We start from the raw sequence: 21474 nt of genomic DNA, 5'->3' as shown, positions 1-21474 counted from the left end.
GTCAAATCGCGCTGCCGCCCGTCTCCGCGAGGGCGGCAGCGACCTGACGCGCGTTCGCCGCGAACTCTTCGTCGGGGATCGGCGGGAGCATGTCGTCCCAGACGGCGATCATCGCGCCGCGCAACTGCATCATCCCGAGCGGCCGGGCGAGGAACCACAGATGGAAGTGCTCGCTGCCGTCGCCCCAGCGGTTGAAGTGCGTGCGGCCGACACTGTCGAGATCCTGAACCGCCTTGGCCACCCGCTGGATCACCGCACCGAGCGTGCCGGTCAGCTCCGGCGGCAGGGTGTCGAGCCGGTAGTGCGCCCGCGGCTCGAGGATCGCCACGAACGGCAGCCCGCTCGGCTTACGCGCCTTCAGCTTCCAGTGCTCGTCCCGCCAGATCACATCCCGATCCGGTTCCTTGCACGACCAGCAGTCCTCGCCGCCTGCCCCACCGCGAGCGGGTTCCGGCAGCACCGGCTCGTCCAAGGGCACCACTTGCACGTCGCCCTCGAACGGGAAGAACGGTCCACCGAGCAACGGGTCCGCTGACATCCGTTCGCCGTACGGGAGCCGTTGGTGGTATTCAGAAGGCAGCATGCACGGCACTCTGCCCGACAATCGGGGCATGGAGAAGCCGGAGTTGGCAACGTTGTTGGGGATGGAGCCGCACCCCGAGGGTGGGTGGTATCGGGAGACGTGGCGGTCGGACGTGGAGTTCCAGCCCGAGGGGTACGGCGGGACTCGGGCCAGCGCGACCGCGATCTACTTCCTGTTGTCGCCGGGGGAGGAGTCGCGACTGCATCAGGTCCGGTCCGCGGAGATCTGGCTCTGGCACTCGGGCGGTCCGTTGACGCTGGAGTACGGCGAGGAGTCGGTCACGCTCGGACCCGACGTACGCGCGGGTCAGCGGCCGCAGGTGGTGGTTCCGGCCGGGGCGTGGCAGTCTGCCCGTCCGGCCGGGGACGAGGCGGTACTGGTGTCCTGCGTGGTGTCGCCCGGCTTCGACTTCGCCGACTTCACCCTGCGCTGACCCGCTTCGCTCCGGCCGGTCGGCACTCCTACCTCAGCAGCACGGCCTACGTCAGCGGTACGGCGGCCTCGCCGGTGCCGAGTTCCGGCAGGTGCTCGCGGACCATGTAGCCGCCCGCGCAGACGATCCAGACCGCGGACAGCAGCAGCGGGACCGTGGTCATCAGGATGCCGCCGGCAACGAACGTACCGCTGGTGGCGAACACCCCGAACGCGCCGGCGAACGACACCACGGCCGCCAGCAAGGCAAGGTACCCGAGCCAGTCCGGCATCAGGTGCGTCCGCAGTACGCCGAGACCCGCAGCGGCCAGCGGCAGCGCGGCGGCGAAGCCGATCATCGTCGTGGTGACCGCGCTCAGGTCGTACATCAACCGGGTGATGGCCTGGTCCCGGCCGGTGATGCCGAACGCGCTCCCGGCGATCAGGACGGCGTTCAGGAAGATCGCGCCGCCGACCAGCACCGAGCCGGCCAGCAGCGCCAGGTGGACGTCGCTGCGCTCGGCCCGCTCCCGAATCGCCTCGGCGAAGGCAGCCGCGAACCAGATCACCAGTCCGGCCGCGGCGGCCCAGAGCAGTGCGCTGAACAGCATCGTGGTCCGGTGGTCGGCGAGCCAGCTCGCGATCGAGCTGTCCGAGTCGCCGACCGTCGGAGGATTACCGGGCAGGAACTTGCCCAGCATTGCCAGGACGACAAAGGCCAGTCCGGCGAAGCCGCCCCATCGCAACTCGTGTCGCTCGGTCATGGGGAACACCTCCAACGTTGCACCGCGCCGACGCGGTGCATCTACTGCTGATGTTCCCCCGTTCACACCCGGAATCAAGACCTACGTCAGCACGGTCGCCAAGGCCTCGTACCCCGGCAGCAGGTCGATCCCTTCGTGCCCCAGCTGCTGGATCGCGACGTGGTCGGCACCCGCGTCCAGGTGCGCCTGCAGACCGGCCGCGATCTCGACCGCGGACCCGTGCAGCACCATCGCGTCGACCAGCCGATCGCTGCCGCCGTCGGCGAAGTCGTCGTCGCTGAACCCGAGCCGCTTGAAGTTCGTGGTGTAGTTGCTCAGGTTCAGGTACGGCGCCAGCCGCTCCCTGGCCGTCGCACGGGCAATGTCCGGATCGGTCTCCAGCACGATCGACTGTCCCGGCGCGAGCAGCACTCCGCCACCGAGGATCCGGCGCGCTTCCCGGGTGTGTTCCGGTGTGGTCAGGTATGGCAGCGCGCCGGCCGTCCGGGCTCCGGACAGCTGCAGCACCTTCGGACCGAGCGCGGCCAGCGCCCGCCGGTCGACCGGAACCTTCGCGTCGTCGAGCTCGTCCAGGTAGCTGACGATCTTCTGGTACGGCGACTGGTACTCGTCGGTCGCCTCCCGGTGCCCGACCCCGACCCCGAGCAGGAACCGTCCCGGGTGCTCCTCCTCCAGCCGGTGGTACGACGCCGCGACGTCGGCCGCCGGCGACTTCCACATGTTGACGATGCTGGTGCCGACGGCAATCGAAGTCGTTGCGGCCAGCAACACCTCGACATCGCGCAGGCCGGCATCCGGTGAGCTGCCGAGCCACAGGGCGCCGTACCCCGCCTGCTCCAGTCCCGCCGCGAGCTCCGGGCCGTAATGCTGGCCGCCGTGCCAGATTCCGTAGCGTCCCAGTTCCATCGCCACCACGTGCTCCTCTCGTCGAACGTCGCACAGTGCAACCCAGCGCGGGCGGGCGCGCATTCCAAGCATTCCTGACGCCCCCGAATGCTCGTCAATGATCGCTGCCACGTCAGAGGTGCGCGGCGATCCCCGGAACGCGCTCCCGGAGCCCCCGCAGACGCCGCTCGGTACGCTGCGGTTCACCAACCGTCGCCAGATTGAGCATTCCCGCATCGCCCGCAACCTGGCCGGCGCGAATGACCCGGGCCGACCGCTCCGCGGCGAGCGGCGCGGCCTCCAGGATCTGCAGCGGTGAGTAGGCGCCGCCGTACGCCTCGGCCATCAGCCGGAGCCGGGCGGCCTGGTACGCCAGATCGGTTCCGACTGCCAGTGGGGCGGTGTTCCAGGCGGTGAACGCCACGTCGTCCAGCGGTAGGCCGGGCCCGGCGAGGTCCCAGTCGATCACGCCGCTGAAGCCCTGGTCGGTGCCGATCCAGTTGTAGTACCCGTAGTCGTGCATGCAGATGATCTGGTCAGCAGCGAGTTCACTCGCGCCGGCGCGCCAGGTGATCACCCCGGACGGCCGGTACGCGGCAACGATCTCGTGATACCGCGCCAGCCAGCGCATCGCGTCCCCGAGGACGTCGTCCGGGACCTCCGGGCCGTACGCCGTACCCGGAAGGTAGTCGAGCACCTCCCGTCCGCGATCGTCGTACCCGTGCACCCGCGGTACGCCGGTCAGTCCGGCCTCGGCGAGATGGCCGAGCAGCGCATGCACCGCCGGAGTCCAGGCTCCGGTCGCGCGCCGGACCGTTGCGCCGACGCGGACAGCGCCGCTGATGTTTCCGCCGTGCAGCGGTATTTCTTCCGGCATGACGTCATCTTTGCCGAAATGCTTCCGTTGGGTTACCGACAGTGCACCGGCCGAGTGTCGCGTTCCGATGAGACCATCTGATCGGGTGGTATGGACCGTGCGGGCATACACTCGGCACGACCTGGCAACTACCCCTCGACGCCGGGCCGCGCGGACACAACGACGTGGGCCGCACACCTGGATCGCGAAAGAAGGGCCGTTGTGAAGGTCGGAGTACCGAAGGAAGTCAAGAACCACGAGTATCGGGTGGCGATCACCCCGTCCGGAGTGCACGAGTTCGTGCGCACCGGACACGAGGTTCTGATCGAGCAGGGGGCCGGCGACGGCTCGCTGATCCCGGACGCTGAGTTCGTCGCCGCCGGAGCACGGATCGTGCCGACCGCGGACGACGTCTGGGCGGACGGCGAGCTGGTGCTGAAGGTGAAGGAGCCGGTGGCCGAGGAGTACCACCGGATGCGCAAGGACCAGGTCCTGTTCACCTACCTGCACCTGGCCGCGAGTCAGGAGTGCACCGACGCGCTGCTGACCTCGGGCACCACTGCCATCGCCTACGAGACGGTGCAGCTGCCCGACGGGACGCTGCCGCTGCTGGCGCCGATGAGCGAGGTGGCCGGCCGGTTGGCACCGCAGTCCGGTGCGTACCACCTGATGGCGCAGGGTGGCGGGCGGGGCGTGCTGCTCGGCGGCGTCTCCGGTGTCCACCCGGCCCGCGTGGTCATTCTCGGCGCGGGTGTCTCCGGTATGAACGCGGCCGCGATCGCGCTCGGCATGCAGGCGCAGGTCCAGCTGTTCGACCGCAACATCGCCCGGCTCCGGCAGGCCGACCAGATCTACCAGGGCCACCTGCTGACGATCGCGTCGAACGCGTACGAGATCGAGCGCGCGGTACTCGAGGCCGACCTGGTGATCGGCGCGGTGCTGGTGGTCGGGGCGAAGGCGCCGAAGCTGGTCACCAACGACATGGTCAGCCGGATGAAGCCGGGCAGTGTGCTCGTCGACATCGCGATCGACCAGGGCGGCTGCTTCGAGGACTCGCGTCCGACCACGCACGCCGACCCGGTCTACAAGGTCCACGACTCGCTGTTCTACTGCGTTGCGAACATGCCCGGCGCGGTGCCGAACACCTCGACGTACGCGCTCACCAACGTGACGCTGCCGTACGCGATCGAGTTGGCGAACCTGGGCTGGCGGGAAGCGCTGAAGCAGGACCACAGCCTGGCGCTCGGCCTGAACACGTTCGACGGTCATGTCACGTACGGCCCGGTCGCCGAGGCTCACGACCTGCCGCAGCTGAAGCTGGACGAGGTGCTGGTCTGAGTATCACCCGGGCGGTCGGTACCTACCTTGACCACCTGACGGTGGAGCGCGGCCTGGCCGCCAACACCCTGTCGTCGTACCGGCGTGACCTGCGCCGGTACGGCGGCTATCTCGCGGCGACCGGGATCGACGACCTCGGCCGGATCACGGAGGCGGTGGTCAGCGACTTCCTCATGCGTTTGCGTGAGGGTGACGCCGACCATCCGCCGCTGACCGCGTCCAGCGCCGGCCGGACCGTTGTCGCGGTCCGGGGGTTCCACAAGTTCTGCGTGCGGGAGGGGCTGACCGCAGTGGACCCTGCGGCGGCCGTCAAGCCGCCTGTACCGCCGCAGCGGCTCCCCAAGGCTCTGGCGATCGACGAGGTGCAGTCGATCCTCTCCGCGGCGGCTGGAGCGGAGGCCGAGCCTGCGGTGCTGGCCACGCGCGACGCTGCGCTCCTGGAGTTCCTGTACGGAACCGGTGCGCGGATCTCCGAAGCGGTCGGTCTGGACGTCGACGACATCGACCTGGACGCCGGTGAGGTGCTGCTGCGCGGGAAGGGCCGCAAGGAGCGGGTAGTACCCGTCGGGTCGTTCGCCCGCCAGGCACTGGCCGCCTACCAGGTTCGTGGACGGCCTGATCTGGTGTCGCGTGGTCGTGGGACTCATGCGCTGTTCCTGAACGCTCGTGGCGGCCGCCTGTCGCGCCAGAGCGCTTGGACCGTACTGCGGCGGGCAGCGCAGCGGGCCGGGATCACGAAGGAGATCTCGCCGCACACGTTGCGGCACTCGTACGCGACACATCTGCTGGACGGTGGCGCCGACGTGCGCGTCGTACAAGAGTTGCTGGGACATGCGTCCGTGACGACGACACAGGTCTACACACTCGTCACGGTCGACAAGCTCCGTGAGGTCTACGCCACGGCGCATCCACGAGCACTCTGACCCCGCGGCGACGCCATACTTCGTGCAGTGACGAACCTGCCACCGCACTTCGTTGAGGTCCTCGCCAACCGCCTGGCTGAGTACACCGGTCAGGACCTACGGACGATCAGGCCAACCGTCCGGTACGCCGGTGACGCGCTCGCGGGCCGGATGGCCGACCTGATGCTGGATGACGTTCGACGGTACGTGGGGGACGAGCATCCGGAGTACCTGAGTGCCAGGAACCGGTTCGTCGAGTCTGTCGGGCCGGAGCTCCGGACGGTGTCACCGGGCGTCGGTACCGAGGTTCAGCGACTCCAGCAGGCTCGCGCGGACGCGGATCGGGTATTCGCGCTGGCGGTCGACGTGGCAGATCCGATCGGGGTAGCTGTCGAAGCGCCGCGCTCGCTGGAGGCACAGCGTGCGGCCAGGATCACCGTGGCACAAGGGCTCATCCACGGACTGCCGGAGGGACAGACGCCGACCGCGGAACGGATCGGCGAGTGGCTGGCCGACGCCGGGAACGACACCCAGGCGTTCGTCCGCTACGCGGGCACGGACCTGTTGCGGGCAGCCGGTGACACGAACTACGAGCCGCGGACGAGCATGCGCAGCGGGAACGAGACGCTGCGGGACGGGGTCGCACGGGCCTGGGTACGGCATCGGCTGCCCGAGATCGCTGCCGCGGTCGGGCATCCGTTGGAGCCAGGGGACCTCGATCAGCTGCGGTACGGCAACCCGGGAGGCATCGCGGACGGTCTGGTGCGGGCGATCAGCTCGCGGTCCGGGAAGTCCACTGACGAGGTGCTGGATCGGCTGTGCGAGGCGGGCGACCGCGCTGCGCAACGTGGTGCGGACCAGTGGTCGACGGCTCGTCAGCTGCTGGTGCCGCAGGAGGCGCTGCAGTCGGTGAACGAGGGCGACCGGCACCTGGCCGGCTGGCGGTCCGTGTACGCGATGGAGGACGAGTTCAAGCGGCACTACGGCGACTCCGACCGGACGCCGGAGCTGACTCCCGAGGAGGCCGGCGTCGCCATCGCCGAAGCGGGCGTGGCATCCGCGGAGCGATTCGGCGCCACGGTGCCCGGGCCTGCGCCGGCGCAGCGTGACCCAGCGCTGGACGCGGCAATGAACGCCGCCTTCGTGCCCTCCACCGGTCGGTCCTCGTCGACTGCTGGTCACGGGGAGCGCTCAACTGCCGCACGTCCCACCCAGCAACAGAGCACGCAGATCAACGACCGCTGAAAGCCTCAGCAGCCTAGGCTCCTTCGCGTGAGCCAACAGGGGACGGTGGCGGAGGAGCGGCACGCTAGCTGGTTGGAGTTGTTCTTCGACCTCACCGTGGTCGCGGCGGCCGCACAGATCTCGCACCGGCTGCACGGCGCGGAGACCGTCGGTCAGATCGCCGCGTGCGCCGCGATGTACTACGCGATCTGGAGCGTGTGGACGACGACCAGCGTCTACGCCAACGTCGCCGGCGAGCGCACCCGGCAGCGCTCCGTGCTTCTGACCATGCTCGGCATCGCGATCATGGCGGCCGCCGTACCAGGTGTCTGGCCGCAGCTGCTGCCAGGCGAGAACCACGACGTACCCGAGCACCGGACCTGGGTGTTCGTGGTCGCGTTCCTGGTCTGCCGGGGGATCGCGTCCCGGTCGGCGGCGCGCGACGGACAGGTAGTCACGTTCTGGCCGGCCACGCAGACCGTGGCGGCGACGCCGTGGGTGGCGTCGCTGTTCGTGCCGGAGCCGATCGCCTACGTGCTGTGGGGCGTCGCGATCGCGCTCGACATCGCGTTCTCGGTGCTGGGTGCGACCAATCCCCGGATGGTCGAGGGGATGACGGAGCGGGCCCGCAGGCGCCAGCAGGAACGCGATCGGCGCGAGTCCAGGCGGCTGGCCGACCTGATCCGCCGCGGTGTCTCACCGGACCGGCTCCCGGACGCGTCGCCGACCCTCATCTCGGTCGCGCAGGTCGAGCGCGGGCATCTCAGCGAGCGGCTCGGGCTGTTCGTGATCATCGTGCTCGGTGAGGTACTGGCGCAGGTGGTCGACGCGAACGGTGCGGAGGACTGGACGCGGGCCGTCATCGCGGCGTCGTTGGCCGCGTTCCTGCTGGTGGTGCAGTTGTGGCGGCTGACGTCCGAGTACGGGTTCACGCCGGCGCCACGACGTACCAAACCGCTCGAGCCGTGGCAGGCGTTGCCGGCGCATCTCGGCGTCACTACGGCGATCGTGGTGATCGCGTCCGGGCTGGGCGCGTTGATACCGGAGGCGGCGGAGCATCTGCACGCGAAGGACCGGTGGTACCTGTTCGGTGGGCTGATGCTGTACTTGCTGACCAGCGTGTTCGCCGGTGTGGCCGGGCGGTCGCCGCTGCGGTGGTACTTCGGCTGGGTGCTGCCGTGCGCGCTCGTCGCGGCGCTGGGCGGAACCTTCGGGTACGTCGTGCCTGGGTGGGCGCTGGCCCTTCTCGCGTGGGGCGTGCTCGCCTGGTTCTCGTCGTACAACCGGCTCGTGCGGACCTAGACCCCGGCGCTCGACGTAATCGGACGGTGTGCGATCATCTGGTTACGGTTGGTCATCCAGGGCGGACGATCGGCCAGGCTCGGAGCTTTGTCGACAAACAGCCCCACCCCGGTGCGGAGTGGCTGGTTGAGAGTGCTTGAATGCACGCTTACAGTCGCTGGGATCGCCCGTATCGGTTGAAAGGTTTGACGAGTCATGAACGAGTCGACATTCCCGGGCACCGAACACGAGATGGGCCACCTCCCGGAGCATCGACCGGAGCACTTCTCGGTCCCGGAGCCGGTCCAGCCGATCAGCACGCCCAGCCTCGAGCCCGGCCACCAGCCGAGCCCCGAACCCAACAGCCAGCCGAGCAGCCCGAGCCGACCGGCGACACCGCCGGCCCGGGCACTGCCCGACAACTATGCGGAGATGCCGAAGCCGACGGCCAAGCTCACCGCGGAGGATCTAGCACTCGTGAACGACCCGAACGGCCCGCGGCACACTCTCGGGCCGACCGGCCGGCCGATGCCGGACCTGCCGGAGCCGCAGCCCCCGACCAAGACCGGCCCGGCGCAGGTGATCGCGATGTGCAACCAGAAGGGCGGCGTCGGCAAGACCACCACCACGATCAACCTCGGCGCGGCGATCGCCGAGACCGGTCGCAAGGTGCTGCTGATCGACTTCGACCCGCAGGGGTCCGCCTCGATCGGCCTCGGCGTCCAGCCGCACGACCTCGAACTGTCGGTCTACAACCTGCTGATGCAGCGCGACATCACCCCGGACGAGGTGATCCAGCCGACCCGGGTGGAGAACCTCGACCTGCTGCCGGCCAACATCGATCTGTCCGCGGCCGAGGTGCAGCTGGTCCAGGAGGTCGCCCGCGAGTACACGCTGCAGCGCGTCCTCGGTCCGATCATCCCGAACTACGACGTGATCCTGATCGACTGCGCCCCGTCGCTCGGTCTGCTCACCGTCAACGCGCTGACCGCGTCGCACGGCATCGTCGTACCGCTGGAGTGCGAGTTCTTCGCGCTCCGCGGCCTGGCCATGCTGACCGACACGATCGGCAAGGTCCAGGACCGGCTGAACCCGAAGCTGGAGATCGTCGGGATCCTCGGCACCATGTTCGACGGGCGTACGACGCACGCCCGGGAGGTCCTCGACCGCGTGGTCCAGGCCTTCGACGAACGCGTCTTCCACACCGTCATCCGGCGTACCGTCAAGTTCCCCGAGACTACGGTCGTCGGCGAGCCCATCACGACGTACGCCCCGTCCTCGAGCGCGGCCATGCAGTACCGCGACCTCGCCAAGGAGGTGCTCGCGCGTTGTCCCGCCGGGTGAGCCTGCCAGGTGCCAGCGAACTCTTCGGGGGTGCGGCACCCAAGCAGACCCAACCCGAGAAGCGCACCACCGACGGACCGTCATCGGTACGGTCCCGGACGACGGTCGTCGACGACCGGAAGTCGAGTGGTCGGATCCGCCACGACACGAAGATCACGGTGTACGTGACGGAAGAGGAGCTGCTCGGCTTGGAACAGACCAGACTCGCGCTCCGTGCGGAGCACGGCCTGACGGCCGATCGCGGCCGGATCGTCCGCGAGGCGATCGATGTCCTGCTCGCCGACTTCGTCGACCACGGACCGGACTCGGTCCTGGTCCGGCGGTTGAAGGCGTCGGAGTGACGGTGTCCTCGGACGCACCGACCGGGGCGGAACAGGATCCGGCGCCACCGGTGGACCCGGTCTCCGAGGGTGTGGTCTCCGAGGACGCGCCAGCTGTTGCTGAGGGCAAGGGTTTCAGTGTTCACCTGGTGAACTTCGAAGGCCCGTTCGACCTGCTGCTGCAGCTGATCTCGAAACACAAGCTCGACATCACCGAGATCGCGCTCTCCCAGGTCACCGACGACTTCATCGCGCACATCAAGGCGCTCGGGTCCGAATGGGACCTCGACCAGACGTCGGAGTTCCTGCTGATCGCGGCGACCCTGCTCGACCTCAAGGCGGCCCGGTTGCTGCCCAAGGGCGAGGTCGAGGACGACGAGGACCTCGCGCTGCTGGAGGCGCGGGACCTGTTGTTCGCACGGCTGCTGCAGTACCGGGCGTTCAAGCAGATCGCCGCGTTGGTGCAGGAGCGGATGGCGCAGGAGGCCAAGCGGTTCCCGCGGGCCGTCGGGGTCGAGCCGCGGTTCGCGGAACTGCTGCCCGAGGTGCTGCTGGGGATCGACCCGGCCGGGCTGGCGGCGCTCGCGGCGAAGGCGATGGCGCCGAAGAACGACGTACCCCCAGGGGTTTCGCTCGCCCACCTGCACGCGCCGGCGGTCACGGTGCGGGAGCAGGCGATCGTCATCGTGGACCGGTTGCGGCGGCAGCGCAGCGCGACGTTCCGCTCGCTGGTCGCGGACTCCCCGGACACGGTCACCACGGTGTGCCGGTTCCTGGCGTTGCTGGAGCTGTTCCGGGAGGCCGCGGTCAGCTTCGACCAGGTCACGCCGCTCGGCGAGCTGACGGTCCGCTGGACCGGCACCGACGAGGGCGACATCGACGTCAGCGACGAATTCGACGAGGAAGCCCAACCCGCCTCCGAGGAGGGTGAGGCGCCGACGGTCTCCGACGACACCGACTTCCTCGAACCAGGCGCTTCGCACACCACCCACGACGAGTACCAGTCCGACCCAGACAACCCCGAGACGGCAAGCCAGTGACCAACCCCACCAGCCCACCCCCCGCCGCCCCTTCCCCCGACCCGGGAGCGACCGGGGAGGAAAACCGTCCCGAAACGGGCAGCAATCCTCCCCAATCTCAGACCGAGGCCGAGGCGGAGAACGCCGCGGACGCCGCCGAGACGCAGAACCGCGCAACGGTTGACGCGGGCGTTGACGCGGACGCTGACGCGAACGACGGGTCGGCTGACGACGCGAGCGCCAACGCGGGTGATGGCGGAACGGATGACGCCGGCGCGAGTGAAGACGCGGGCGACGGCGCTGACGCGCACGTGGGCGGTGACGCCGACGCGGGCGATGACGCGAGCGCTGACGGTGATGTGAACGCCGACGCGGGCGACGATGCGGGGGATGGCGCGGACGCCGACGCGGGTGAGGTGCGGTCGGTGGCGGGGCGGGCTTCGGGGCCGGTGGGGGATGAGGTTGTTGTTGATGATGCGACTATGCGGCGGGCGCTCGAGGCGATTTTGATGGTGACGGATGAGCCGTTGCCGGTGTTGACCTTGGCTCGGGCGGTGGGGCGGCCGACGGGTGATGTGGGGGATGCGCTGGCGGAGCTCGCGGCGGAGTACACCGAGCAGGGGCGTGGGTTCGACCTGCGTGAGGTGGGTGGGGGCTGGCGCTTCTACACGCGCGCCGAGGCAGCGGTGTACGTCGAACGGTTCGTGCTCGACGGACAGCAGGCGCGGATCACGCAGGCGGCGCTCGAGACGTTGGCGGTCGTCGCGTACAAGCAGCCGGTCAGCCGCGCGCGCGTCTCCGCGATCCGTGGTGTGAACGTCGACGGTGTCATGCGCACGCTCGTGGCGCGCGGGCTCGTCGAGGAGGCCGGCTCGGACACCGAGTCGCAGGCGACGCTGTACCGCACCACGACGTACTTCCTGGAACGCATGGGAATGCAGTCCTTGGACGACCTTCCCGAGCTCGCGCCGTACCTTCCCGAAATGGACGACATCGAGGAAGAGTTGGCCGCACAGTCCCTTCCGCCGGCGCCCACCACCACCGAGTCAGAGTCGACGCAGTCCGCCGAGGAGCCGGATCAAACCGCCTCCACACCGAGCGAAGACGAAGCAGCCGACGCCGAGACCCAGCAGCCGGCCGAGGACGCAGACAGCTCCGACGGAGAGGATGTGGATTCCGAGGAGGCGGAGGCTCCCACCGTCGAGTTGACGGTGGATGCTGAAGACACTCAGGAGGAGTCCGCAGAGGTTGAAGAGGTTGGGGATGGGCGAGGGGTTCGCGATGGCGGATGACGGTGGGGTTCGGTTGCAGAAGGTTTTGGCTCGGGCGGGGGTTGCTTCGCGGCGGAATGCGGAGTTGCTGATCGAGGAGGGCCGGGTCGAGGTCGACGGGCGGGTGGTGACCGAGTTCGGCGTCCGCGTGGATCCGGAGACGGCTGTCATCCGGGTCGACGGGGAGCGGATCCCGCCGGTCAGCGCGAACGCGTACCTGGTGCTCAACAAGCCCCGTGGCGTGGTGACGACGATGTCCGACCCGGAAGGGCGGCCGTGTATCACCGACTACGTGCAGGATCGCCCGGAGCGGCTCTTCCACATCGGCCGGCTCGACACCGACACCGAGGGGTTGCTGCTGCTCACCAACCACGGTGAGTTCGCGCACCGGCTCGCGCACCCGTCGTACGAGGTCTCCAAGACGTACGTCGCCGAGGTCGAGGGCAACGTCAAACCAGCGGTACTGCGGGCCCTCCTCGACGGTGTGGACCTGGAGGACGGGCCGGCCCGCGCCGACACGGTGAAGGTCGTCTCGACCGTCCCCGGCCGGACCCTCGTGGAGATGAGCCTCCACGAAGGCCGCAACCGGATCGTCCGGCGGATGTTCGACGCGGTCGGTCACCCGGTGAAGCGCCTGACCCGGACCGCGATCGGCCCGGTCCGCCGCGGCAACCTGCACACCGGCGAACTCCGCGAACTCGACCCCAAGGAACTAGGCCAGCTCCTCGACCTCGTCGACCTGTAGCAAATCGGCAGCTCGACAGGAGGTGTCGAGCAGCAGGGTAGTGCACCTGAGCGCGACCGTACGGGTGCGTACGGCGTACACCAGGTGCACTACCTGTCCAAATGCCGCTACGTCTGCAGATCGGCTTCTTCCGGTACGACGACCTGGTTGACCATGCTGCGGATCCGGTCGGCCGGCAGGGCGACCGCGCGGGCCCAGAAGTAGATGATCAGGTTGAACACCGCGACCACCAGCATGTCCCACCACAGCGGGAACCACGGGTGCTTGAGCGGCCCGAAGTCGCTCAGGTACACGATCAGTCCCATCCCGACCAGATACACCGGCAGCCATTGCGCGGCGCGCAGGTCGAGCTGCGGCGTGATCGGGTTCAGGTTGAGCACCCGGTTGCCGATCAGTACGACGTACCCGATCAGGATCGCGACGCCGAGCTTCCAGTCGGTGGCCCATCCGGACCACAGGATCAGCAGGTTCGCGATCACGAACGCCAGCGGCGACATCCAGGTGGCTCCCGGCAGCCGACGGGCGATCCGCTTCCGGCAACCGGGTGCGGAACACTCCGAGCGACAGCGGCGCACCGGCGTACATCAGCACGCTCGCGCTGGTGATCAACCCGACCAGCGACCGCCAGCTCGGGAACGGCAGGAAGCAGATGCACCCGATCACGAACGCGGTGATCAGCCCGACCCACGGTACGCCGCGGCGGTTGGTCTTCTCGAACACCGACGGCACGTACCCGTTCCGGCTGAGGCCGTACGACACCCGCGAGCTCCCGGTGATGTAGATCAGTCCGGTGCCGGCCGGGGAGATGATCGCGTCGAGGTACATGATCGTGGCCAGCCAGCCGAGGCTGACCAGTGACGCGAGCTGCGCGAACGGTCCGGTGAGCGCCGTGAACGCGGCCGTGGCCCAGGTCCCCTTGACCTGATCGGCCGGCAGCGCGGCGATGAACACGACTTGCAGCGCGATGTAGATCAGCGCGCCGATCACGATCGAGCCGATCACGGCCCGCGGGATGTCGCGTTTCGGGTTGCTGCTCTCGCCGGCGAGCTGGTCGGCCTGCTCGAAGCCCAGCAACGCGAAGATGATGCCGCTGGTCGACACCGCGGACAGGATGCCCTTGGCGCCGTACGGGTTGAAGCCGTTGGCCGCGGTGAAGTTGCTGCCGTGGAACGACGCGATCGCCAGTACGAAGATGGTGAGCAGCGCAATGCCGACCTTCCACCAGGTCGCCGCGCTGTTGGTGCGCGCCAGCAACCGGATGCTGAGGAGGTTGATCGCGGTGATCACTGCCATCAGGACGACGGCGACGATGATGCCGCTCGTGGTCAGGACGTGCTGGCCGTTCTCGGTCTTCAGCCAGCCTTTCCCGAACGAGTAGTGCCGGCCGTAGGTGATCATCGCGAGCACCTCGATCGGTGCCACGGGGGCGGCCTGCAGCCAGGAGAACCATCCGAACGAGGCCCCCGCGGCGCCGCCGAACGCGTAGTGCGGGAAGCGCCGTACCGCCGGAGACCGGGTACATCCCACCCAGCTCGGCGTGCACGAGCGCGAGGACCAGGATCGCGGCACCGCCGATGACCCACGAGATGATCGCCGCGGGGCCCGCGGTGGACAGGGCGCCTTGCGCGCCGAACAGCCAGCCGGAGCCGATGATCGATCCCTCGGACGCCCAGATCAGACCGATGGAAACCGATGTCACGTCGCAGGCCGGGCCGGTTCCGCTCGGTGGCGGGATGTGCAGTGGAAGTGGCCATAACCGCACCATCACCCCGGTGCGCGGGCGGTGCAGTAACGCTGGCTGCAGACCCGTACCCCTGCTAGCAGGTACTGCGGTTTGCGGCCTGCTGCGACGACGGCGCGGCGGACCGGATCGCATGCTGGCCGGAGAAACCCTGCGGCGATCCGGAAGGACGCACGATGAGGCGAAACCCACACAGAGCCGTTGCGCTGACCGGTACCACCGTCGCGCTGCTCGCCAGTCTGGTTGCCTGTGGCAGCAACAACAAGGCGTCGAGCAGCACCAGCAGCAGCGCTCCACCGGCGAACACCAAGGTCGGAATCCTGCTCCCGGACACGGCGTCCTCGCCGCGCTGGGTCTCCGCCGACCCGAACAGGCTCCGTAGCCAGTGCAGCACGAACAAGCTCACCTGCTACATCGACAATGCCAACGGCAGCGCGACCACGATGGAGTCCCAGGCGCAGGCGCTGATCAACCAGGGCGTCGGCGTCCTGCTGGTGACGAACCTCGATTCGGGGTCCGGCAAGGCGATCGAGTCGCTGGCCAAGCAGCACAACGTGGTGACGATCGACTACGACCGGCTGACCACCGGCGGGACCGCCGCGTACTACGTCTCGTTCGACAACGTGAAGGTCGGCGAGGACCAGGGCAAGTCGCTGACGGCGTGCCCGCAGGTGACGGGCAAAACCTCGGTCAACTACGTGGACATCGACGGTGCCCCCACCGACAACAACGCCACGCTGTTCGCCCAGGGCTACAACTCGGTGCTGTCGAAGCAGACCGGCTGGACCAAGGTCGGCGACCAGACCGGTAACTGGGACCCCGCCACCGCGCAGGCCGTGTTCACCACGATGCTCGGCCGGAACCCGAACATCAACGCGGTGATGGTGGCCAACGACACCATGGCGCAGTCGGTGATCAACGTGCTGAAGTCGCAGAACCTCGCCGGCAAGGTCGCCGTGTCCGGTCAGGACGCGACCGCGGGGGGTCTCGACAACGTGATGCTCGGCACCCAGTGCTTCACGATCTACAAGCCGGTCGCCGGTGAGGCGGACGTGGCGGTCAAGCTGGCGGGGCAGATCCTGTCCGGCCAGAAGCCGACCGCTCCCACGACGATCAAGGATCCGGCCGGCGGGCGCCAGGTCCCGTCGTACCTGGCTTCGCCGACCGTGATCACCAAGAAGAACGTGGCGCAGCCGGTGACCGATGGCTACGAGACCGCTGCGTCGGTCTGTCCGACCCCGGCACTGGTGAAGCTCTGCGCCGAGAACGGTATCCGCACACCGTGACGACCGTGGAGTCGCACGACGTCCTGGAGCTGCACGGCGTCGGCAAGTCGTTCGGCCCGGTCGTGGCGCTGTCGTCGGTGGACTTCAGCGCCGCGGGCGGCGAGGTGACCGCGCTGGTCGGGGACAACGGCGCGGGCAAGTCGACGCTGGTCAAGAGCATCGGCGGGATCCACCGCATCGATGCGGGCGAGATCCGCATCGACGGTACGGCGCAGCACCTGCACGAACCGCGGGACGCGGCCCACCTGGGGATCGAGATCGTTCACCAGGACCTCGCGTTGTGCGACAACCTCGATGTCGTCGGCAACATGTTCCTCGGCCGCGAACGGCTCGGCCGGTTCCACACCCTCGACGAGAACACCATGGAGCACCTGGCCGGGGAGACGCTGGCCTCGCTGTCGGTCCGCACGGTCCGCTCCGTCCGGCAGAAGGTGGCCAGCCTGTCCGGTGGCCAGCGGCAGACGGTAGCGATCGCGAAATCCGTCTTGTGGAGTTCGAAGATCGTGATCCTGGACGAGCCGACGGCGGCCCTCGGCGTCGCGCAGACCGAGCAGGTGCTGGAGCTGGTCCGGCGGCTCGCGGACCACGGCGTCGCCGTGGTCCTGGTGTCGCACAACATGAACGACGTGATGCAGGTGGCCGACTCGATCGCCGTCCTGTTCCTGGGGCGGATGGCGACCCAGGTACGCCGTACCTCGGTGACCCAGACGCAGGTCGTCGAACTGATCACCTCCGGCCGGTCGGGTGATCTCGGTCTGCCGGGGGCCGAGTCGATCGGAGCACCGGCATGAACGCGGTCCTCGCCGAGAAGGCGCCGCAGCACCAGCCCGCCACGAGCGCGTTGGCCGAGTACATCCGCGACTACGTGGCCCGGCTCCGCGGCGGAGAACTCGGGTCCGCGCCGGCGGTGGTCGGCCTGGTCGTGATCACGGCGTTCTTCTCGATCGTCCACCAGGGCTTCCTGAGCGCGTACAACCTCGAGGCGCTGGTGATCCAGGCGGCGCCGATCATCGTGATGGCGATGGGGCTGATCTTCGTCCTGCTGCTCGGCGAGATCGACCTGTCGGCCGGGACCACCGGCGGCCTGTGCTCGGCGATCATGGCCGTGCTGTTGCTGCGGCACCACTGGCTGTGGTGGCTGGCGATCCTGGCCGGGCTCGCGACCGGGCTGGTGATCGGGTTCGGGATGGGGTGGCTGCGCGCGAAGGTGGGGATCCCGTCGTTCGTCATCACGCTGGCGACGTTCCTCGCGTTCCAGGGCGCGACGTTGATCCTGGTCGGCGGCCAGGGTTCGGTGATCCTGCCGGCCGGGACGCCCTTGATCGGACTGGAGAACAACTTCGTCCCGCTGTGGCTGGGCTGGGTGCTGCTCGGCGTGTTCGTGGCCGGGTACGCCTTCATCAAACTGACCGATGCGCGCGGACGTCGCCGTACCGGGCTGCCCGCCACGCCGGTCGCGGTGATCGTGGCGAAGGTGGTCGCGGTGGCGCTGATCGGTGTCGCGTTCACCTACGAGATGGGGATCAACCGGAACCTGATCAGCAACGCGTTCTTCAGCAACAAGGCCGAGGGGATGCCGTGGGTCGTCGTACTGCTCGCGCTGCTGTTCGTGGTCTGGCATTTCGTTCTCAGCCGGACGCGGTACGGGCGGCACGTGTACGCCGTCGGCGGCAACGAGGAGGCGTCGCGGCGCGGTGGCGTCGCGGTGTCCCGGATCCGGATCTCGGTGTTCGTGATCTGTTCGGGGATGGCCGCCGTCTCGGGTCTGGTCGCGGCCTCGCTGCTGCAGTCGGTGCAGTCGAACGCGGGCGCCGGCAACACCCTGCTGCTGGCCGTCGGTGCCGCGGTGATCGGCGGTACGTCGTTGTTCGGCGGGCGCGGCCGGATGATCGACGCCATCCTCGGCGGGCTCGTCGTCGCGGTGATCATCAACGGGATGAGCGACCTGATCCAGGGCTCCAACTCGTCGGGCTACGAGTACGTCGTCACCGGTGCCGTGCTGTTGCTCGCGGCTGGCTTCGACGCGGTGGTCCGGCGCGGACGGACAGCCTGAATCAGTTGGTGTCCAGTAAGCGGCGGATGGCCCCGGCGGACAGGCTCGTCTTCGCGACGAACCCGATCGCCGGGCTGTCCGCGATCAGGTCGGCGTAGTCCTGCTCGGCGTGGCCGGAGATCAGGATCATCGGCGCCGCCGCACCGGCCGCGTGCAGCCGGGTGATCAGCTCGAAGCCGCTCTCGCCGCCGAGGTCGATGTCGACCAGCACGACGTCCGGCCGCGACTGCGCGATCAGGCCGGTCGCTTCGGCCGTGGTGGTCGCCGTACCCACCACCGTGACGCCCTCGCGCACCAGCAGCCCGCGCGCCGCGTCCAGGAAGGGCCGGCTGTCGTCGACGATCACGCACCGCATGGAACAAGCATCGCAGCGCCGAACTCCGGTGGCATTCCTGCTGCCTGTACTACGCCGTGATCGGCAACGTGACGGACAGCGTAGTCCCTTGTTCGTAAGGGCTTTCGACGGTCAGCGTCCCGCCGAGCGCGGCGATCCGGTCGTCGAGACCGACGAGCCCGGAGCCCTTCGACAGCACCGCTCCACCGGTGCCGTCGTCGCGAACCGACAGCAGCAACTGACGGCCCTCGAGCCGGACGTGGACCACCGCGACGGACGCGTCCGCGTGCTTGGCCGCGTTCGTGAGGGCTTCGGACACGACGTAGTACGCGGCCGCCTCGATCGGCGCGGGCAGCCGGGTGCCGACCTCGACCGTGACCTCGACGGGGATCGTCGAGCGGCGCGCGAGCATCCGGACCGCCGGGCCGATACCACCCTCGGACAGGATCGCCGGATGGATGCCGCGGGCAATTTCCCGCAGTTCGTCGAGGGTGGCCGTCAGGCCTTTGGCGACCTCGTCGAGTTCCGCGGCCTGCCCGTTCGGGCTGTCGGCCTGGATCGCCCGGACGCCGAGGCTGAGTGAGACGAGGCGTTGCTGGATGCCGTCGTGCAGGTCCCGCTCGATCCGCCGCCGGGTCTCGTCCGCGGACCGGACGATGCGGGCCCGGGACGCGGCCAAGGCAGCGTTCGCCGCGCCGAGAGAGGTCGCCATCGTGTTGAAGGTCCGCTCCAGCGTGCGGATCTCGCCCACGCCGGTCTCGGGCACCCGCACGGCGAGATCGCCGGCCGCCAGCCGGTTCGCCATCTCCGCGGTCACCCGCACCGGCCGCACGATCGCCCGGGTCAGGTACACCGCGAACCCGAGGATGAGGACGATCGACCCCGCGAGCCCGGTGATCGCGGCGATGGCGGCCCGGTCGGCGCTCGCGTCGGAGCGCAGCTGCTCGGTCGCGGACAACTGCTGCTCCGAGCTGATCAACGTGTCGAGCACCGAACGGATCGCGGCCATCCGCCGCGTGCCTTCCACCGTGGCCGCCACAGTCCGCGCCGAGTCCGGATCCTGCTGCGCGGTCTCGATCTGCGGCAACGAATAGTCCTGCAGGTACGACGTGATGCTCCCGGCGGCCTGCTGCGCCCGAGCAGCTTGGTCAGGGCTGTTGGACACCAGTTGCTCCAGCGCCGCGGTTTGCGCAGGCAGAGCTGCCGCTGCCTGTTCCCACGGCTGCAGGAACCGCTGCTGACCGGTGATGACGAAGTCTCGTTGCCCAGTCGCCAGATCGGCGACCAAACGCTCCACCTGATGCGCACTGGTCAGTACGGCGGAGGTGTGCCGCGCCTGCTGCTCTGATGCCCGCAGTCCCTGCACGGAGATCAGCAGCACCACGAAACCGGAGCCGACCAAGACCATCAGCAACCCGCTCGCGATCACCACCCGCCGAGCGACTCCGCCGATCAGACCAGACATCATCGGTCGTCCAGGTACCTCAGGACGGCCAGGACACGGCGGTGGTCGTCGTCGGCTTCCGGCAGGTCGAGCTTGGTCAGGATGCTGCGGACGTGCTTCTCGACCGTTCCCTCGGTGACCCACAGCCTGCGGGCCACTCCGGCATTCGAGCGACCCTGAGCGACCAGTGCGAGCACTTCGCGTTCTCGGTCGCTCAGCACGGCCAACGGATCGTTGCGGTGCCTGGAGTCGACCAGCTCCTGCACCACCGCCGGATCGACCACCGAACCTCCGCGCGCCACCCGGTGCAGGCTCTCCAGGAACTCATCGACGTCCGTGACCCGGCTCTTCAACAGATAGCCCACGCCGTGCCCCGCCGCCATCAGCTGCAGGGCATGCTCGACCTCCACGTGCGCGGACAGCAGTACGACGGCAGTCTCCGGATGTTCGCGCCGAATGACGTCGGCCGCGTCCAGTCCTTCGGTCGCATGCTCCGGCGGCATCCGGATATCGACGATCACCAGGTCGGGTCCCTGCCCCCGGACCAACTCCAGTAACTCGGCACCATCCCCCGCCGTACCGAGCACGGCGAAGCCCGACCGCTCGAGCAGACTGGCAAGCCCCTCACGCAGCAGGACGTCATCGTCCGCTATGGCCACCCGCGTCCGGACCACGTCCACCCCTTGATTGCCTGGTGATGCCAGTGTGTCACCGGATATTCACCAGGCAATCCGAGTCACTCGCCGTACAGCTTCGGTGCTTCTGGGGTGTTGCCGTAGTACCGGAAGTAGTTGTCGTCCGGGAAGGCGGCGAAGGTCTGGCCGACCTGGCCCATACCTTTGATGACCGTTGCTGTGCCGTTGGCGTGTCCGACCGCGTAGAGGTAGGCGGTGCGGACGTCTTTGTCGATGCCGATCAGCAGAGTGCTCTGGTTGCCGCAGCGGTCTGCTATCAGTACGTCGAACGACTGCCAGGTCGACGTACGGACCTGCTTCACGACCGGACTGCCGCTCGCCGGGATCCGAATCGTGTAGAGCGCCCCACCGCGAGTGTTCGCGAGGAAGCTGTCGTACGTCGGCGTCTGGCTGATCAGCGTCATCGTCTTCACCGACGAGAACCCGCTGTACGTCGCTTTGTTGCGCCAGAGCTTCCCGTCGACGGTCCAGCGGTTGATGACGCCGTCGTGCAACGCGTAGGTGTTGGTCCGCGCGCGGCCCGTGGTGTCGGAGTACCGCGACTCCTCGAGGTACGTGTAGTTGAGGCCCCAGCCGCCGCCGAGTTTCCACTTCTTGAACGAGTCGGCGTCGAAGGCGCCGGTGGTCTGGTCGACGTCGTACTCGTAGCCGTACAGATCGCTGGCGAGTGTCACGTACCCGCCGCGCTTCAAGCCGGACGGCGGGTCCGGTTCGACGCGCAGCGAGCTGGCCAGCTTCACCCGGTCGCCCGGGAACAGTCCGGCCGGTCCGACCGTCGGAGTCGCCGCCGTCACCGGCGAGGTGGCTGTGATGCGTTGGAACTTGTGGTCACCCGGTCCGGCCACGAAGGACCCGAGCGTCGTCCCACAGACTGCCGTGGTGGAGCCGGTGGCCGCTTGGGCCTCGACCGGAACCACCGTGGCAGCCAGCAAACCCGCGCCGAGCACAGCCGCCGCGGTCCGCCTCATGTTCATGCAC

At 68.7% G+C, this 21474-nt stretch carries 22 protein-coding genes and 1 pseudogene; 13 read left to right on the top strand and 10 right to left on the bottom strand.

Annotated features, from left to right (window positions below; genetic code table 11):
* Position 1 precedes the first annotated feature (1 nt).
* On the bottom strand, positions 2-583 hold the full coding sequence (locus tag ACWGID_RS27170) for a hypothetical protein (RefSeq protein WP_452201162.1): 582 nt from the start codon (positions 581-583) through the stop codon (positions 2-4).
* Positions 584-611: 28 nt separating this feature from the next.
* Between ACWGID_RS27170 and ACWGID_RS27165 the strand changes: the two genes are divergently transcribed.
* Positions 612-1016 carry a cupin domain-containing protein gene (locus ACWGID_RS27165; protein WP_452201160.1) on the top strand — a complete coding sequence of 135 codons (405 nt, stop codon included), beginning with the start codon at positions 612-614 and terminating at the stop codon, positions 1014-1016.
* Between the two features lie 46 nt (positions 1017-1062).
* On the opposite strand, the gene ACWGID_RS27160 is transcribed toward ACWGID_RS27165, so the two are convergent.
* The 3 genes from ACWGID_RS27160 to ACWGID_RS27150 all read right to left on the bottom strand — a co-directional run bounded on the left by ACWGID_RS27160 (position 1063) and on the right by ACWGID_RS27150 (position 3520).
* Positions 1063-1758, bottom strand: a complete 696-nt coding sequence (locus ACWGID_RS27160; protein WP_452201159.1) for a DUF4386 family protein — start codon at positions 1756-1758, stop codon at positions 1063-1065.
* A gap of 81 nt (positions 1759-1839) precedes the next feature.
* Positions 1840-2664: an LLM class F420-dependent oxidoreductase gene (locus ACWGID_RS27155; RefSeq protein ID WP_452201212.1), complete on the bottom strand. Its 825-nt coding sequence runs from the start codon at positions 2662-2664 to the stop codon at positions 1840-1842.
* A 112-nt stretch (positions 2665-2776) separates the two neighbouring features.
* The gene (locus ACWGID_RS27150; protein ID WP_452201157.1) at positions 2777-3520 is read right to left on the bottom strand and encodes a phosphotransferase; all 744 of its coding nucleotides are present in this window, start codon (positions 3518-3520) and stop codon (positions 2777-2779) included.
* A 201-nt stretch (positions 3521-3721) separates the two neighbouring features.
* On the opposite strand from ACWGID_RS27150, the gene ald reads away from it, so the two are divergent.
* The 9 genes from ald to ACWGID_RS27105 all read left to right on the top strand — a co-directional run bounded on the left by ald (position 3722) and on the right by ACWGID_RS27105 (position 12943).
* A complete protein-coding gene (ald, locus tag ACWGID_RS27145; RefSeq protein WP_452201155.1) occupies positions 3722-4837 on the top strand; it encodes an alanine dehydrogenase in 1116 nt (371 codons plus the stop codon).
* Positions 4838-4839: 2 nt separating this feature from the next.
* Positions 4840-5760: a site-specific tyrosine recombinase XerD gene (xerD, locus tag ACWGID_RS27140; protein WP_452201210.1), complete on the top strand. Its 921-nt coding sequence runs from the start codon at positions 4840-4842 to the stop codon at positions 5758-5760.
* A gap of 27 nt (positions 5761-5787) precedes the next feature.
* Complete coding sequence (locus tag ACWGID_RS27135) at positions 5788-6984, top strand: hypothetical protein (RefSeq protein ID WP_452201153.1); 1197 nt, start codon at positions 5788-5790, stop codon at positions 6982-6984.
* A 27-nt stretch (positions 6985-7011) separates the two neighbouring features.
* Positions 7012-8265 carry a low temperature requirement protein A gene (locus ACWGID_RS27130; protein WP_452201151.1) on the top strand — a complete coding sequence of 418 codons (1254 nt, stop codon included), beginning with the start codon at positions 7012-7014 and terminating at the stop codon, positions 8263-8265.
* A gap of 195 nt (positions 8266-8460) precedes the next feature.
* Positions 8461-9588 (top strand): AAA family ATPase, encoded by a 1128-nt coding sequence (locus ACWGID_RS27125; protein ID WP_452201149.1) that lies wholly within the window; start codon positions 8461-8463, stop codon positions 9586-9588.
* Positions 9573-9929, top strand: a complete 357-nt coding sequence (locus ACWGID_RS27120) for a hypothetical protein (protein ID WP_387778200.1) — start codon at positions 9573-9575, stop codon at positions 9927-9929. Before ACWGID_RS27125 ends, ACWGID_RS27120 begins: the two co-directional genes overlap by 16 nt.
* Before the next feature lie 2 nt (positions 9930-9931).
* Positions 9932-10948, top strand: coding sequence for a segregation and condensation protein A (locus ACWGID_RS27115; protein ID WP_452201208.1), 1017 nt, complete (start codon positions 9932-9934; stop codon positions 10946-10948).
* On the top strand, positions 10945-12219 hold the full coding sequence (gene scpB / locus ACWGID_RS27110; protein ID WP_452201148.1) for an SMC-Scp complex subunit ScpB: 1275 nt from the start codon (positions 10945-10947) through the stop codon (positions 12217-12219). The genes ACWGID_RS27115 and scpB overlap by 4 nt, the downstream gene beginning before the upstream one ends.
* On the top strand, positions 12209-12943 hold the full coding sequence (locus ACWGID_RS27105) for a pseudouridine synthase (protein WP_452201206.1): 735 nt from the start codon (positions 12209-12211) through the stop codon (positions 12941-12943). Before scpB ends, ACWGID_RS27105 begins: the two co-directional genes overlap by 11 nt.
* 107 nt (positions 12944-13050) lie before the next feature.
* On the opposite strand, the gene ACWGID_RS27100 is transcribed toward ACWGID_RS27105, so the two are convergent.
* Together ACWGID_RS27100 and ACWGID_RS27095 are read right to left on the bottom strand one after the other, a co-directional pair.
* On the bottom strand, positions 13051-13440 hold the full coding sequence (locus ACWGID_RS27100; RefSeq protein ID WP_452201214.1) for a hypothetical protein: 390 nt from the start codon (positions 13438-13440) through the stop codon (positions 13051-13053).
* A 127-nt stretch (positions 13441-13567) separates the two neighbouring features.
* Positions 13568-14470, bottom strand: a pseudogene (locus ACWGID_RS27095) (APC family permease); the annotation flags it as partial.
* Between the two features lie 390 nt (positions 14471-14860).
* Between ACWGID_RS27095 and ACWGID_RS27090 the strand changes: the two are divergent.
* From ACWGID_RS27090 to ACWGID_RS27080, 3 genes are read left to right on the top strand one after another with little or no spacing between them, the layout of a single operon-like run.
* The gene (locus ACWGID_RS27090; RefSeq protein WP_452201146.1) at positions 14861-15970 is read left to right on the top strand and encodes a sugar ABC transporter substrate-binding protein; all 1110 of its coding nucleotides are present in this window, start codon (positions 14861-14863) and stop codon (positions 15968-15970) included.
* Positions 15967-16761, top strand: coding sequence for an ATP-binding cassette domain-containing protein (locus ACWGID_RS27085; RefSeq protein WP_452201144.1), 795 nt, complete (start codon positions 15967-15969; stop codon positions 16759-16761). The genes ACWGID_RS27090 and ACWGID_RS27085 overlap by 4 nt, the downstream gene beginning before the upstream one ends.
* Positions 16758-18023 (top strand): sugar ABC transporter permease, encoded by a 1266-nt coding sequence (locus ACWGID_RS27080; RefSeq protein WP_452201142.1) that lies wholly within the window; start codon positions 16758-16760, stop codon positions 18021-18023. Before ACWGID_RS27085 ends, ACWGID_RS27080 begins: the two co-directional genes overlap by 4 nt.
* Before the next feature lies 1 nt (position 18024).
* Here the strand turns inward: ACWGID_RS27080 and ACWGID_RS27075 are convergent, their stop codons facing one another.
* From ACWGID_RS27075 to ACWGID_RS27060, 4 genes are all read right to left on the bottom strand, one after another.
* Complete coding sequence (locus ACWGID_RS27075) at positions 18025-18378, bottom strand: response regulator (protein ID WP_452201140.1); 354 nt, start codon at positions 18376-18378, stop codon at positions 18025-18027.
* 49 nt (positions 18379-18427) lie between these two features.
* Positions 18428-19825: a CHASE3 domain-containing protein gene (locus tag ACWGID_RS27070; RefSeq protein ID WP_452201138.1), complete on the bottom strand. Its 1398-nt coding sequence runs from the start codon at positions 19823-19825 to the stop codon at positions 18428-18430.
* Positions 19822-20475, bottom strand: a complete 654-nt coding sequence (locus ACWGID_RS27065; protein WP_452201136.1) for a response regulator transcription factor — start codon at positions 20473-20475, stop codon at positions 19822-19824. The genes ACWGID_RS27070 and ACWGID_RS27065 overlap by 4 nt, the downstream gene beginning before the upstream one ends.
* A gap of 62 nt (positions 20476-20537) precedes the next feature.
* A complete protein-coding gene (locus ACWGID_RS27060; protein WP_452201134.1) occupies positions 20538-21464 on the bottom strand; it encodes a hypothetical protein in 927 nt (308 codons plus the stop codon).
* Positions 21465-21474: the final 10 nt, after the last annotated feature.

It is taken from the genome of Kribbella sp. NPDC054772, from assembly GCF_053611945.1.
Note: the sequence above shows the minus strand (reverse complement) of the source record. Positions and strands in the feature narration are given on the sequence as shown.